18 protein-coding genes are annotated in these 13808 nt (G+C 66.8%); 12 read left to right on the plus strand and 6 right to left on the minus strand.

The window, feature by feature from the left end; genetic code table 11:
* Positions 1 to 60 precede the first annotated feature (60 nt).
* The gene (locus AC5RWA_RS01840; protein ID WP_494056311.1) at positions 61 to 798 is read left to right on the plus strand and encodes a GAF and ANTAR domain-containing protein; all 738 of its coding nucleotides are present in this window, start codon (positions 61 to 63) and stop codon (positions 796 to 798) included.
* 13 nt (positions 799 to 811) lie between these two features.
* Here the strand turns inward: AC5RWA_RS01840 and AC5RWA_RS01845 are convergent, their stop codons facing one another.
* The 5 genes from AC5RWA_RS01845 to AC5RWA_RS01865 form a co-directional block, all read right to left on the minus strand.
* On the minus strand, positions 812 to 1129 hold the full coding sequence (locus tag AC5RWA_RS01845; RefSeq protein ID WP_494056312.1) for a hypothetical protein: 318 nt from the start codon (positions 1127 to 1129) through the stop codon (positions 812 to 814).
* Between the two features lie 11 nt (positions 1130 to 1140).
* Complete coding sequence (locus tag AC5RWA_RS01850; RefSeq protein ID WP_494056313.1) at positions 1141 to 1857, minus strand: GAF and ANTAR domain-containing protein; 717 nt, start codon at positions 1855 to 1857, stop codon at positions 1141 to 1143.
* On the minus strand, positions 1854 to 2099 hold the full coding sequence (locus AC5RWA_RS01855; RefSeq protein ID WP_494056314.1) for a hypothetical protein: 246 nt from the start codon (positions 2097 to 2099) through the stop codon (positions 1854 to 1856). The genes AC5RWA_RS01850 and AC5RWA_RS01855 overlap by 4 nt, the downstream gene beginning before the upstream one ends.
* Positions 2099 to 2356, minus strand: coding sequence for a hypothetical protein (locus tag AC5RWA_RS01860; RefSeq protein WP_494056315.1), 258 nt, complete (start codon positions 2354 to 2356; stop codon positions 2099 to 2101). The genes AC5RWA_RS01855 and AC5RWA_RS01860 overlap by 1 nt, the downstream gene beginning before the upstream one ends.
* A gap of 255 nt (positions 2357 to 2611) precedes the next feature.
* Positions 2612 to 2896 (minus strand): DUF1540 domain-containing protein, encoded by a 285-nt coding sequence (locus AC5RWA_RS01865; protein ID WP_494056316.1) that lies wholly within the window; start codon positions 2894 to 2896, stop codon positions 2612 to 2614.
* Positions 2897 to 3169: 273 nt separating this feature from the next.
* Between AC5RWA_RS01865 and AC5RWA_RS01870 the strand changes: the two genes are divergently transcribed.
* The 9 genes from AC5RWA_RS01870 (at position 3170) to AC5RWA_RS01910 (ending at position 10145) form a co-directional block, all read left to right on the plus strand.
* Entirely contained in the window at positions 3170 to 4063 is an 894-nt protein-coding gene (locus AC5RWA_RS01870) for a phosphodiesterase (RefSeq protein ID WP_494056317.1), read from the plus strand.
* Between the two features lie 33 nt (positions 4064 to 4096).
* Positions 4097 to 4345 (plus strand): hypothetical protein, encoded by a 249-nt coding sequence (locus AC5RWA_RS01875; protein ID WP_494056318.1) that lies wholly within the window; start codon positions 4097 to 4099, stop codon positions 4343 to 4345.
* A 98-nt stretch (positions 4346 to 4443) separates the two neighbouring features.
* Complete coding sequence (locus AC5RWA_RS01880; RefSeq protein WP_494056319.1) at positions 4444 to 5031, plus strand: hypothetical protein; 588 nt, start codon at positions 4444 to 4446, stop codon at positions 5029 to 5031.
* The gene (locus tag AC5RWA_RS01885; RefSeq protein WP_494056320.1) at positions 5028 to 5435 is read left to right on the plus strand and encodes a four-helix bundle copper-binding protein; all 408 of its coding nucleotides are present in this window, start codon (positions 5028 to 5030) and stop codon (positions 5433 to 5435) included. Before AC5RWA_RS01880 ends, AC5RWA_RS01885 begins: the two co-directional genes overlap by 4 nt.
* A gap of 11 nt (positions 5436 to 5446) precedes the next feature.
* A complete protein-coding gene (locus AC5RWA_RS01890; RefSeq protein WP_494056321.1) occupies positions 5447 to 5785 on the plus strand; it encodes a DUF8129 domain-containing protein in 339 nt (112 codons plus the stop codon).
* Positions 5786 to 5822: 37 nt separating this feature from the next.
* Entirely contained in the window at positions 5823 to 7361 is a 1539-nt protein-coding gene (locus tag AC5RWA_RS01895; RefSeq protein ID WP_494056322.1) for a M20/M25/M40 family metallo-hydrolase, read from the plus strand.
* On the plus strand, positions 7342 to 8496 hold the full coding sequence (locus AC5RWA_RS01900; protein WP_275728739.1) for a carboxylate-amine ligase: 1155 nt from the start codon (positions 7342 to 7344) through the stop codon (positions 8494 to 8496). The genes AC5RWA_RS01895 and AC5RWA_RS01900 overlap by 20 nt, the downstream gene beginning before the upstream one ends.
* A gap of 289 nt (positions 8497 to 8785) precedes the next feature.
* Positions 8786 to 9160 carry a cupin domain-containing protein gene (locus AC5RWA_RS01905; RefSeq protein WP_494056323.1) on the plus strand — a complete coding sequence of 125 codons (375 nt, stop codon included), beginning with the start codon at positions 8786 to 8788 and terminating at the stop codon, positions 9158 to 9160.
* A gap of 10 nt (positions 9161 to 9170) precedes the next feature.
* On the plus strand, positions 9171 to 10145 hold the full coding sequence (locus AC5RWA_RS01910) for an alpha/beta fold hydrolase (RefSeq protein ID WP_494056324.1): 975 nt from the start codon (positions 9171 to 9173) through the stop codon (positions 10143 to 10145).
* A 73-nt stretch (positions 10146 to 10218) separates the two neighbouring features.
* Here the strand turns inward: AC5RWA_RS01910 and AC5RWA_RS01915 are convergent, their stop codons facing one another.
* Positions 10219 to 10965 carry an ABC transporter permease gene (locus AC5RWA_RS01915; protein WP_494056325.1) on the minus strand — a complete coding sequence of 249 codons (747 nt, stop codon included), beginning with the start codon at positions 10963 to 10965 and terminating at the stop codon, positions 10219 to 10221.
* 236 nt (positions 10966 to 11201) lie between these two features.
* On the opposite strand from AC5RWA_RS01915, the gene AC5RWA_RS01920 reads away from it, so the two are divergent.
* Positions 11202 to 12146 carry an ABC transporter ATP-binding protein gene (locus AC5RWA_RS01920; RefSeq protein WP_494056326.1) on the plus strand — a complete coding sequence of 315 codons (945 nt, stop codon included), beginning with the start codon at positions 11202 to 11204 and terminating at the stop codon, positions 12144 to 12146.
* The gene (locus AC5RWA_RS01925; protein ID WP_494056327.1) at positions 12146 to 13765 is read left to right on the plus strand and encodes an ABC transporter permease; all 1620 of its coding nucleotides are present in this window, start codon (positions 12146 to 12148) and stop codon (positions 13763 to 13765) included. The genes AC5RWA_RS01920 and AC5RWA_RS01925 overlap by 1 nt, the downstream gene beginning before the upstream one ends.
* Positions 13766 to 13808 lie beyond the last annotated feature (43 nt).

Here is a 13808-nt window from a genome sequence, read left to right on the forward strand (position 1 = left end):
ACGGTCCCGGCTTTTGGCCCGTGGGGGCGGCCCGCGCAGGGCATGACCAGGAAGCCTGCCATGGCTGAAAACATAACTGCGGAATCAATCCGCGTACATCTGGACGATCTGGTGCTCAGCAGCTCCCACGTGGAGGAGTTCCTCCACGAACTTGCGGTGGCTGCTGCCGCCGACCTGTCGTCCTCCGCGCAGGACGTCTCATGCTCGGTCACGGTAGTGCGGCGCAAGAAGGCTGCGACGGCGGGCAGCAGCGATGCGCGTGCCCTCGCCATGGATGAGCTCCAGTACGCCTTCCTGGACGGGCCTTGCCTGTCAAGCCTCCGGGAGAACGCCACAGTCCACGTCCCGGACCTGGAGACCGAACACCGGTGGCCGGAGTATGTGGCCGCCGTGAACCACAACGTGCTCGGGTCCATGCTGGCAGTGCCGTTCCGTGGAGGCGGCGAGTTCCAGGCGGCCCTGAACCTCTATTCGGCACGCAGGCACGCGTTCTCCGGTGAAGCGATCGGCCGGGCGGAGAGCTTTGCCGTCCAGGGAAGCTCGTCGCTGAGGCTGGCGCTCCGCATCGCCCAGCTGACCGATGCCCGGGACGACCTCGCCGCAGCCATGGTGTCGCGCACCACCATCAACCTGGCCGCCGGCGCCATCATGGCCCAGAACCGCTGCAGCCAGGAAACAGCGATGGCCATCCTCAAGCGGGCCTCCAGCACGCGCAACATCAAGCTCCGCGACCTTGCCGCCTCGGTCATCGCCTCGGTGACGGACAACCCCACGGTCACCACCCACTTCGACGTGTGACGCGAAGGGATGATTACGACGGCGGCGCCTCCCGCCGTCGTACCTCACCTGAAGGGACGTCGTCCTGCTCGGCGCCGACGATCTGGTCCGCGTAAGGAGCGTACAGCGGGGGTGTCTCCGCGATGATCTCATTGCAGGCAAGCGCCAGCAGATCCCGCTGGGTGACGGGCAGGGAAATGAGGCCCTGCAGGTAGGCATGGACCTCATATTCCCCAGCGCTGCCGCTCATGCTGAAATACCGCAACCATAACTCGCCCACAGTAATGTCAGCGGCAGACATGGCGGCCTTGAGCTGGCTGCGCTGCTCCGGTTCATGTGGATCGAAACCCACGGCTGCACCCCTTACCGTTCCGCAGGCGGCACCCTGGTGACCAGCTCTTCGCCGACCTCAACCAGGGTGGCACCTGCCGCCCGCGCGTTTTGGATCATTTCCTGCAGCGCCTGCTCGTAGCTGATGCCGTGCCGCTCCATCAACATGCCGCAGGCGCGGTTGATGAGGTCCCGGCTGGACGCTGTGGCCTTGAGGCTTTCCGTCATCTTCAGCGGCGCTTCGGTGCCCTGGATGTGCGCCAGGAGGGTGGCGGCCGTGCCGGCGAACAGGCTCAGGACCCGGCCGGTGGACTCGTCATACTGCCCGGGCAGGGCGGAGTAGATCTTCAGCGCCCCCAGCGCTTCCTTCCCGGCAATCAACGGCGTGCTCACCACGGAGCGGACGGGCATACTGAGGACGGCATCCCGCCAGCGCGGCCAGCGCCCGTCCGTGTGGACATCGTCAATAATGACCACTTCCTCAGAGGCCCACGCCGTGATGCAGGGACCCTCGCCCAGTGCGTACTGGGCGGCGTCCGTCTGCTCCACCAGGGCGTCGGTGGAAGCGCTGCTGGTGCGCCTTCCACTGGCATCCAGCAGTGAAATCCCGGTTCCCGGATTTCCGGGCATGGATTCCTTAATGGCCCGGGCCAGGCGCGAAACGGCACGGTCCACCTTCTCCTCGCTGAGCAGCAATCCCTGGATGCGCGCGGTGGCCGCGGTGAGATCATCCAGGGGGAGCTTGGTCATTCCAACACCGCGGGTCTCTGGTCCGGGATCTCCATCTGGAAACCACAGGCGCAGCGCAGCACCCTGGTGGCTAGGTAGACGCTCAGCGTCTCGGGCAATTGCCTGCTGTTGTAGGTGCCGCGGATGCTGCGCATTTCGGCACCCGCGGCAGCCATGGGCTCGCCGCAGTGCATGTACTGCCCGTCGCAGACCAGCACGTCCGGGATGTTGCGGGGGCGGTAGCGGTCCGGATGGATTGACATCACGCCACCGCCGGGTAGCTGCTGAGGATGTAGTCGGCAGCCGCGGGGCCCGTCATGTGCAGCCGGCTGTTGAGGACATCCACCCCGCACCGGTGCATGCCGGCGCGGAAGGCCTGATCGGACTTCGGGGTCATCCCGTGAAGTGTTGCCCAGCTGACGTAGAGGCCGTAAAGGCAGTCAGGACCCAGCGTGGAATCGCTGGAGGGATCGAAAATGGTTGCTTCTTCCAGGAACTGCTGGAAATGCGATGTCGCCACGGTAGGGATCTTTCGCTTCTGCAAGTGTGCCGCCGTTGGGCTACAGCAGCTGCTCCGACGGCCTGTGCAGAGGTGGCCTGGAGGACGGGCCATGATTCCCGTCACATTCCGAATCTACTCGCGGTGGCAGGGGTTTGTACAGCAGGTGGACGGCGGCTGGTGGAAGCGGCCGAAGCCGCATGGCTGTACCGGGCAGCAACGGAGCGCCCGGGGGCGTTGCCACCCGGGCGCTCCGGAGCCTTCAGCCAGTGTGTCCTAGGCGTGCGAGTAGGTGAGGCAGTCGGCGTTGTCCCGGCCGGGGCCAACGTGGACTTCGGGTGCATTGCACATCAGATGGTTGTTGTGGATGCACTCGCTGCGCTGGCAGGCTCCGACGTCGGCGAGGACCTTGGGCAGGCCGCCGTGCAGGCCGGTCTCGATGAACGTGGCGCAGTGGGCGTGGTTCTCGGCGCCGCCCACGGTGATGGCGGCGGCGTTGCAGTTCGTATGGTCGTTAAAGGAACAGTTCGTTACGCTGCAGTCCGCGACGTGCGTTGTCATTGGAAAGTCCTCCTTGGCCGGCCACCCGGGGCGGGCGGCTCCGTGGCTCTACCGTAAGCCCGGCCGGCCCAATCAAAAAGACCCAATAGTGTTCGCTAATTCCCGGTATTTCCGGGCCGGCGCACCGGCGAGTGCCGGCGCGTCGCCGGGAAACTCTTCCCCCGGTTTTATAAGCGTGCTTATTATGTTGTTCACTTCGGCGGCAAGCAGAGCCCGTCAGCGGATCCTCATGCGTTGCAAACCGCCGTATTGGGACCAGCTGAAAGGCCTTTGATGCAGATCCTCCAGGCGGAATACCCCGCTCCCAACCATGTGCTGGTCCACATTACTGATCCGCACTTCGTCGCGGAGGGGCTGCTGTATGGGGAGATGGATCCGAAGCCGGGGCTGGTACAGGTCCTGGACGCCATCGAGGGAACCATGATGGAACCTGAAGCCATCATCGTCTCCGGGGATCTCACGGATAAAGGCAAGGCCGAGGCGTACCGGCAGCTGAAGACCGTCTGCGACGCCTATGCCGCACGGATTGGTACACGGATCATCTGGGCCATGGGTAACCACGATGATCGCACCAACTTCCAGCGCATCATGCTGGACGAGGAGCCGCGGCCCGGGCCGGTGGACCGCCGGTATGACCTGGGCGGCCTCCGGGTGCTGGTGCTGGATTCCTCCATCCCGGGCTTCCACCACGGCGAGATCGATGAGGACCAGCTGCGCTGGCTGGCGGCGGAGCTGGAAACGCCGGCCGACGACGGCACACTCCTGGTGCTCCACCACCCGCCGGTGCCCCCGGTACAGGACCTCGCGGTGCTGTCCGAGCTGCGGAACCAGACGGGCCTGGCACAGGTCCTTGAGGGCAGTGACGTGATCGGCATCCTCTCCGGGCACACGCACTGCTCCCTTTTTTCGACGTTCGCCGGCATACCGGTGTCCGTGGCCGCGTCCACCTCCTACACCCAGGACCTCGCGGTTCCGGCCGGGGCGATGCAGGGCAGGGACGGGGCCCGGTCCTTCAACCTGGTCCGCATCCACGGCCGGACCCTCGTCACCGCGGTGGTCCCGGTGGGCAAGTACCGGAGTTTCGGCACCCCGGTGACTGCCGAAGAAACGCAGCGCCGGCTCGAGGCCGCGGCCATCACCATCCCGCCGTACCAACCCATCGACTGAGCAGTACCACCCATCGACTGAAAGGGCAGTGCCATGTATGAACCCCTGAGCGACGCTTTGAAGGAGCCCTTGAGCAATCCGGTGAATGATATCAACCTGCGGCTGGCCGTGGCAGCGGCGGACATCGCCGAGCTGCGCGCGGAGGTGGCCCGGCTGGACCGGGCGCTGGATGAGTCGCGGCGGCTGAACAAAAGAGCCTCGGAAGTGCTGGAACTCATGTATGAGCACCTGGCCAGCAGCGGGGTGAAGGCTACGAAGGTCCGGGCGGGAGGAAATCCCTGACCCCTGTACCAGCGGCCGCCATCCCGGTACCGTGAAACAGTAAGTCTACTTATCAACGGGGCTGGCATGTCCGGCCAATAAGGGACGGAAGGCAAGTCATGGCTGAAGCCGCAGCAGCTTCAATCCTGGAAGATTGGCCGAAGGAATCGCGGGAAGCAGCACAGTTGGTCCTGGACAAGTACGGGGAGCCGGATGAAGCCACCCCCAGCACACTGGTGTGGTTCAACGCCGGTGAATGGAAACGCATCATCGCCACCAAGGCGTTCTATGAACACAACTTCCCGGCGCCGCACTTCGACTCTGTGGAGAGCGTCATCGACTACGCCGTGCCGGTTGGGAAGGGTTCGGCGCTGGCCGGCTTTGACGGCAGCGTCATCATCGAACGCACCGCCGGCGAAGTGTCCGCCCGCTGCCACGACGAGGAAGCCAACCGCCTGGCACTGAACCTTGTGCACGACGTCGTGACGGGCGCCAAGGACGTGGAGCAGGCCCGCGCCTATTACGCACAGGAGTTTGCAGGGTACCGGAAGAAGGAACCCACCCCCTACATGGAAGAACTTCATTTCACGGCGCAAACCGGCACCGCAGATCCGGACCAACGCGTCCTGTCGGATGAGGAGCTGGAGCAGGCGGCGGACGAGGGGGAACGCAAGGAGCAGAACCAAGGGAAAGGAGACAAGGCATGACCCACATACGGTCCATGATTGACACGTATCCCAAGGACCTCGGCGACATCGACGTAACCAAGCTTGCCGAGTGCATCGGCGCCTGCTTCGAATGCGCCCAGACCTGTACCGCCTGCGCCGACGCGTGCCTGGCCGAGGACATGGTGGCGGACCTTGCCACGTGCATCCGCACCGACCTGGACTGCGCGGACATCTGCGCAGTGACGGGAAAGGTACTTTCCCGTCACACCGGCTACAACGCCAACGTCACCCGCACCCTGCTGGAAGCCTGCCGCGCCGCCTGCAAAGCCTGCGCCGATGAGTGCGAAAAGCACGCGCAGATGCATGACCACTGCCAGGTCTGCGCCGAATCGTGCCGGAGCTGCGAACAGGCATGCGCAGACCTGCTGACCTCAATCGCCTAAAGGAGCCAACCATGAACGACGTACCCCTTCACAAGGAACTGCCGCTGCCGGACTATGACCATCTGCCGGCAGGAACACTGCCGTCGCGGATCTCCGGGCTGGAGGAAGCGGACGTGGCGCAGCTGATCACCTACGAGAAGGCGCACGGGAACCGGCTGCCCATCCTGCAGATCCTCGAAAAAAGGCTGCACGACCTGCAGGGCGGCGCGGTTCCGCGCGGTCCGCAGGCGCCCGACACCCCGGAGGTGAACACTGCCCAGCCGGACACGCCGCAAACCGCCCAGGTTCCCGGCCCGCCGATCAACCCTCCCTCGCAGGGCGTTCCCACCAATCCGGCCCAGCCGCGGTAATCCGTCTGTGAACCGGCTGGAATAACGGGAGCGGGGCATGGACAGGCATGAGCACGACGGCGGAGCGCGCCTGCATGCCTATCTCCGCTCCCATCGTGGCGGCATTGAGAAGCAGCTGGCCGAGTGGGTGCGCGTTCCGGGCATCCTGGGGGTGCCGGAACACCAGCGGGACCTGCTCCGCTCCGCCAACTGGCTCGCTGCCGCCTTCCGTGAGACGGGCTTCCCCGTGGTTGACGTGCAGCCCACGGGGGAGTCGCACGCGGTCTGCGCGGAGTGGTGCGAGGCACCCGGAGCACCCACCGTCCTGGTCTACAGCCACCACGATGTCCGCGCGGTCAAGCCGGACAACTGGGAGCAGACTTCGCCGTTCGAACCGGTGGTCCGCGACGGCAGGCTGTACGGGCGGGGAAGCTCGGATGCCAAGGCGCAAATCCTGGCGCACCTCTGGGGCATTCGCGCCCACCTGCACCAACGCTCTCTCACCTTTGACCGCCAAAACCCGCACGCTCTCACACGTTTGGACGCCAATAACCAAACGCTCCCGCACTCCACTTCCCCTGCACAGGCACACCCCGCCCGGCCCGCGCCGGCCGTCAACCTGAAGTTCATCGTCGAGGGCGAGGAGGAAGGCGGCTCCCCGCATCTCGCGGCACTCCTGGAGGAACAGGCGGAAAGGTTCCAGGCCGACGTCGTACTTTTCTCCGACACCCTCCTCTGGCACGAAGACCACCCCGCCCTTTGCGTAAGCCTGCGCGGGATGCTCAGCGCCAGCCTGGAGGTGTTCGGGCAGGAGCGTGACGTCCACAGCGGTGCCGTCTCCGGCAACGCCCCCAACTCGGCCTTCGAGCTGGCCAGGCTCCTGGCGCTCCTGCACGATGCCGACGGCAGGATCGCCATTCCAGGGTTCTACGACGACGTCGAGCCGCTTCCGGAGGACCTTCGGCAGGCGCTCGCGGAGCTTCCCTACAGCGACGAGGACTGGCTGAAGCGGTCCGAAAGCGGCGCCATCACGGGCGAGAAGGGGTACACGGTGCTGGAGCGGCTGTGGCTGCGCCCCGCCGTCGAAGTCACTTCCATGATTGCCGGCGATCCCATTGGTGTGTCGCGTGCCGCGGTGCCGGCCGTGGCGTCGGCGGACCTGAGCTTCCGGACCGTGCCCGGCCAGCGGGTGGAGAAGGTGGCTGACCAGCTGCGGCAGTGGGTGGAAACCACCATTGGAAACGCCTTCGGCCACACGCTGACGCCGGACCTGGAAACGGCGCAGGAGCCGTACCGGACACCGGACCACCCCGCTGTCGCCGCACTGGAGCGGGCCATGGCCGTGGGGTTCCACAACGGCAAGGTTGGCCGGATGGGGAACGCAGGCGGGGGACCAGCCGAACTGCTCGGCCGCATGCTGCAGGCGCCGGTGCTGTTCTTCGGCACCGGGCTTGTGGAGGACCACTGGCACGACAGCGATGAGAGCGTCAGCCTGGAGGTCCTGATGAACGGCGCCGTGACGCTGGCCTGCTTCTGGGATGAGCTTGCAAGGATGCAACGAGCAAAGGACGACGGCGATGGACACCTCAGGCGATGACCGCACCGGCAGTGCCGGACGGGTCCGCACGTTCGGGATAGAGGAGGAGCTGCTCCTGGTGGACCCCGGCAAGGGGGAGCCCGTGCCCATGGCAGGCGCGCTCCTGGACCTGTACGTGCGTCCGATGGAATCGAGTTCCGGGCCGGTCCTCACGGCGGAGTTCCAGCAGGAAATGATCGAGGTGGTCACCCCGCCGCATTCCACCATGGACTCGCTGGAGGCGGACATCATCGCCGGCCGGGCCATCGCGGACAGGGCTGCGCAGGACGTCGGGGTGCGGGTGGCTGCCCTGGCCACCTCACCGCTGCCCTGCGATCCGCACCCGGTGCGGCTCCGGCGCTTTGCCGCGATGGCCGAGGAGTACGGGCTGACCGCCAGGGAACAGCTCACCTGCGGCTGCCACATCCACGTCTCCGTGGAATCGCCGGAGGAGGGCGTGGCTGTCCTGGACCGGATCCGGATCTGGCTGCCGGTGCTGACCGCGCTGAGCGCCAACTCCCCGTTCTGGCACGGCGAGGACACCGGGTACGCCAGCTACCGGGCGCAGGTCTGGAACCGGTGGCCGTCCGCCGGGCCGCTGGAGATCCTCGGCTCGGCCGACGCCTACCACCAGCTGGTGCATGACATGGTGAGCACCGGCGTCGCGCTGGATGAGGGGATGGTCTACTTCGACGCCCGGCTCTCGCGGCACTATCCAACTGTGGAAATCCGCATCGCGGACGTATGCCTGCGGCCCCAGAACACCGTGCTCCTGGCCGGCATCGCCCGCGGGTTGGTGGAGACCGCCGCGCGGGAGTGGCGGGAAGGCAAAGAGCCTGTCGGCGCGCCGTCGGCTCTGATCCGGCTGGCGGGCTGGAAGGCCAGCCGCTGGGGACTGCGCGGGGAACTGCTGGACCCGCACACGCACCGCCCGGTGCCGGCGCTCGCCGTCGTCAATTCCCTGCTGAACCACATCCACGGGGCGCTGGAGGACAGCGGCGACCTGCAGCGGGTGGAGGAATTGGTGGACGATCTGCTGCTGACCGGCACCGGCGCGGTCCGGCAGTTGGAGGTGCTGCACCGCACCGGGGACCTGGAGGACGTGGTGAACGACGCCGCCGACTGCACCGTGGGGTTACCGGCAGAAGGAACCTGAACTGCACCCAGCAACGCGGGGTCACTAAACGCCCAAAAACCGCCGCTCTTTGGGCCAGGAGTGACCCCGCGTTGGTGCGGTCTACGGTGAGTCTTACCGATGGACCCCCCATCTCGCGAAGGGGGAGTGCGCCGTATTGACAGCGCCTGTGCCCGGGCGCACGCTGATAGCGCTAGTTGCAGCGTTGGCGGGCGTTCAAGGCCTCGGTGGGCCGGCCAACCAATCCCTCCTGGAGATGTCTCAGCGCCCCGGACGAACAGTTGCAATCCCTCCCTGTCAGGAGAATGAAATGGCCGGCGTTACTGTCAGAACCCTTGAAGCGAAGTCCTTCGACCAGCCCGATGAAAAACGGCGCCCGCCGAAGACCGAGGTGGACGTGGTCAACATCGGTGACACCACCCTGGGCAGGTTCACCTTCCAGCCGGGATGGAAGTGGTCCGAAACGGTCAAGACCGTGGTAAACACGGACAGCTGCCAGGTCAACCACGTGGGAATCTGCGCAGCCGGGACCCTGACGGTCCAGATGGAAGATGGAGCCCGGACCACCATAACCCCCGGCAACGCGTACACCATTCCGGCCGGCCACGACGCCTGGGTGGAAGGCGACGAGACGTTCGTGGGGTACGAGATCATGAGCGCGGCCACCTTCGCGAAGCCAGCCTAGAATCTAGAACGTGGCGACGGATACCGGTTCCCGGAAGAAGCCCCGGCGCGGGCTGCGCCGGGCCGGTATCGCCGCGCTCATCGTCCTGGGGCTGATCCTGGTGTCCACGGTGGTCAACCTGGTCCTGGAGTCCACGGAAAAAGCGGGCACGGCACCGTACGGTGAGCGCGTTGCGGTGGCTGGCGGCAGCCTCAACGTGGTCCGGAACGGGGACCAGGGCCAACCGATCGTCCTTCTGAGCGGCCTGGGAACTGCGGCCCCCGGCCTCGACTTCGCTCCCTTGGTCCGGGAACTCGGCCGCTTCGACGCCATTGTGGTTGAGGGGTTCGGGTACGGCTACAGCGACCTCGAAGGCCCCGTGCGGTCCAACGAAAACATCAGCACCGAGCTTCACGACGCGCTGGCGAAGCTCCAGGTCCGGCCGCCCTATGTCCTGGCAGGGCATTCCATCGCCGGCTTCTACATGCTGGATTACGCCAACCGGTACCCGGCGGAGGTGTCCGCCGTCGTCGGAATTGACGCGACCATTCCCAAGCCCGGGGACGGGCCGGTGGAAGACCCGCAGCCGGGCATCAACGTGGAGCGGGCACTGGCCGTCACCGGTGTGGTCCGCGTGGTTGCGGCGCTCGCCCCAGGCTTCCTTGACCCGGACAGCGACGCCTACACGGACGAGGAACTGCGCCGGATGCGCATGATGATGAGCTGGAACTACGGCAACCCCGCTGTCGCCGACGAATCAGCCCGGATTGCGAACAACGCGGCGGCCCTCCGGGGAGTCACCTACCCCAATGACCTCCCTGTCCTGGCCTTTGTTGCCGATGAAGGCTCCGATTCAACTGCCACCAAGACCGCAGCGGCCGAGAACCTGCTGAAGAATGTCCGGCGGCACCAGGTCGTTCCGATCGAGGGCGGCCACTACCTGCACTGGACCCAGTCCAAACGGATGGCGGACGAGATTCGCGCCTTCCTTGCCGCATCCGAATAAACCAGCAACGCGGGGTCACTCAATGCCCTCCGCGGGCGGTTTATTGGGCCGGGAGTGACCCCGCGTTGCAGTGTCAGAGAGGTTCCGGGCGCACCTTCACCGAGCGCAGGGAACGGATCAGCGCGACGGCGGTGATGGAGCCCGCCGCCATGATGGACGCCAGCACCACCACCTGGAACCGGCCGGCCTCCAGCGGTGATGCACCGCCGAAGATCGCACCCACGAACGCGCCGGGCAGCGTAACCAGGCCGGTGGTTTTGGTCTGGTCGATGGACGGGATCAGGGCCGCATGGACGGAGAAGCGGGCCTGGGTGAGGGTTGCGCGGTGCGGCTGCGCACCCAGCGCCAGCCAGCCTTCAACCTCGCTCCACTGGTCCCGCACAGCCTCGAAGAACCGGCGCCCGGCCAGCACGGCGATGCTCATGCAGTTGCCGATCACAATGCCGCCCACCGCCAGGACATACCGCGGCGTGAATTCGATCGCCCCGGTGCCGAACACCACGGCCAGGGTCACCAGGATGCCCAGCGCCATGGTTGCGGCCACTGCCGCGAACCGCCGCCAGGACCACGTGAGCCGGCGGGTTGCCGTCGCCACGGCCACCGTGAACATGACCAGCAGCGCCACCGCCACCCACAGCGGATCGTTGATGATGCCGCCCAGCACCAGGCTGATCAGGGCCAGCTGGGCAGCGCCGCGGAGGATGGCAACGGCCGGGGCAACGAACGACGGCGTCCGCGAGCCCCGGAGCACAGCCACCGTGAGTGCCACCAGGATGGCGAGGGCCACGAAGGTGGGCACCAGGGCGGCAAGGTCAGGCATCCTGCCAGCTTAATGGGGGCCAACTGACCCGCACGAACCGGTGGTTGAGCCGCTCGAAACCCGGACAGGTTCAACCCCCGGATCACGATCATCCACCGCCTCTTCCGCGCCCGATGCACCGCTTGTAAGATGTGGACCGGAGAGCCGGGAAGCCTGGTCGGCCCGTATGCGGAAACGCCTGCGGCATGCCCCTGGCAGCCGCCTTGGGTGTGATAGCTGCGACCAAGGAACCGGCCATGACCACAGATGCAACTCCCGTCATCTCCACCAGCCAGCTTGTGAAGAACTTTGGGCGGACAACAGCGCTCGCGGGCCTGGACCTGTCCGTCAGGTCCGGAGAAGTCCACGGTTTCCTCGGACCCAACGGGGCAGGGAAGTCCACCACACTCCGGATCCTCCTGGGCCTGATCCGGCCAACCTCCGGGACGGCCCGGGTGTTCGGCATCGACCCGTGGGCTGAACCGGTGCGGGCACACCGGGATGTTGCCTATGTCCCAGGGGATGTGACGCTCTGGCCCAACCTGACCGGCGGCGAGGTCATTGACCTGCTCGCCGGGCTGCGCGGCGGCGCGGATGAAACCCTGCGCCGGCAGCTGATCGACGAGTTCGATTTCGATCCCCGGAAAAAGGCCCGGACCTACTCGAGGGGCAACCGGCAGAAGGCCGCCCTCATCGCGGCTTTTTCCCGCCCGGCCAGGCTTTACCTGCTCGATGAACCCAGCTCCGGCCTGGACCCGGTCATGGACGCGGTGTTCCGCCGGCACGTCCGCCGGGTCACCGCGGACGGGGCCACGGTGCTGCTGTCCAGCCACATCCTGGCCGAGGTGGAACAACTGTGTAGCAGGGTGACCATCATCCGGTCAGGGGTAGCCGTGGAATCCGGGACCCTGGCCGAACTTCGGCACCTCACCCGCACCCGCTTCCGAGTCACGTCGCCGGCATCGCCTGAGCTGCTGTCCACGTGGCGGGGCATCCACGACCTCCGCGTTGACGGGACAGCCTTGGAGTTCGACGCCGATGCAGCCGACCTGGGCCATGTCCTGGAGGCTTTGGCTACAGCAGGCATCACGGGCATCACGGCGGCACCGCCTTCCCTCGAGGAGCTGTTCATGCGCCACTACGGCGGCACGGCCGCCCCCGGGCGGGGGAGCCAAAAAGACCAGAAGAGCCAGGTCCTGTGATGCGCGCCGTTTCTCGGCTGGCGCTGCTCCAGGCCCGCAGGGACCGCGGAACCCTGGCCGCCTGGATCCTGGGCATCGCCGGTTTGGGATACGCGGCAGCCACCGCCGTCACTACGCAGTTCGGCGAGGACAACGAGCGGGCAGCACTGATTTCCGTAGCCGCGGCAAGCCCGGCATTCCTGTTCCTCCGGGGGCTTCCGGACGGCATCAGTTACGGAGCGGTCACGTTCTTCCAGGGTTATTCCTTCACGGCGGTGCTGGCCGCACTGATGAGTGCGTTCCTGGTGGTCCGGCATACGCGCGGGGACGAGGACCAGGGCCGGTTCGAGCTGGTGGGCTCCACGCAGGTCACCCGGGTGACTTCCCTGTACGCAACCCTGCTCCTTGGCACCTGCGCAAACGTGGTCCTTGCCCTGGCCGTTGCAGCCGGATTCATCGGCGCAGGACTCCCGGTACGGGGATCATTCCTGGCGGGGATGGCTGTTGGCGCCGTGGGCCTGTTCTTCATGGCGGCCGCCGCGCTGGTGGCACAGCTCATGCCGTCCGCGCGGAGCGCCAACGGTACGGCGTCGGCGCTGGTGGGCGCCGCCTACCTGGTCCGCGGTGCCGGTGACGCGCTGGGGACCGCGGACCAATCGCTGCTGCATGTCACCGCAGCCTGGCCCTCCCTGTTGTCACCCATTGGCTGGGGACAGCGCATCCGGCCCTTCACCGAGGCGGACATGCTGCCGTTGCTGGTGGTCGGCGCCGGGACAGCAGTCCTGGCAGGGGTGGCCGTGGCGCTCCGCAGGAGCAGGGACCTGGGGGCCAGCTATATCGCCGCGAACGAGTCGGGCCCGGACAGGGCGGCCGCCGGCCTGGCGTCGATGCTGGGCTTGGCATGGCGCCTGCAACGTGGAGGCCTGGCGAGTTGGTGCATCATCTCCGCCGCGCTGGGGGCCGTGGCCGGCGGACTTGGCCCGGTGGTACGCGACGCACTGGAAGGAAACCCGTCCGTGGCGGAGCTGATGAGCCGCATCGTTCCCGGTGACGCAGGCCTCATCGACCTGTTTACCACGGCCATGCTGGGCATCAGCGGGGTCCTGGCAGCTGCCGCGGGTGTCGAGGCGATGCTGCGGCTGCGGGCGGAAGAAGCGGAAGGGCGGGCCGAACTGCTCCTGGCCGTGCCGGCGTCGCGCCTTCGCTGGCTGGGGGGAACGCTGGCCGTCGCGGCAATCACGACGACGGCGGTCGCGGCCTCCGCAGGGGCTTCGGCGGTCGTCGTGCTTGCTGTGTCTCAGGCGGGTGGCAGCAGCCCGGGCACCGTGCTGGCAGCCGCACTGGCCCACATCCCGGCGGCACTCGTCTTTCCTGCCGTGACCGCGCTGGTGTTCGCCCTGGCATCCAGGTGGAGCAGCGCCGTCGGCTGGGGTGCGTTGGCTGCTGCTCTGGTCCTGGGACAGTTCGGGGAGCTGCTGGGCCTGCCAACCTGGCTGCAGGACCTCAGTCCGTTCCGGCATTCGTCGGCCATGCCCGTTGAGGCCTTCCACCCGGAGGGCGCCCTCCTGATGGCCGCCGTCGCGATCACCGCTTCGGCAGCAGCCGCCCGCCTGGTACGTGAACGAGACCTGGCGGCTTAACTGTGGTTGGGCCTGCCGAATTAATGGTGGTTGGGCTTGTGGA

The sequence above is a fragment of the Arthrobacter sp. 210 2 genome (assembly GCF_059093025.1).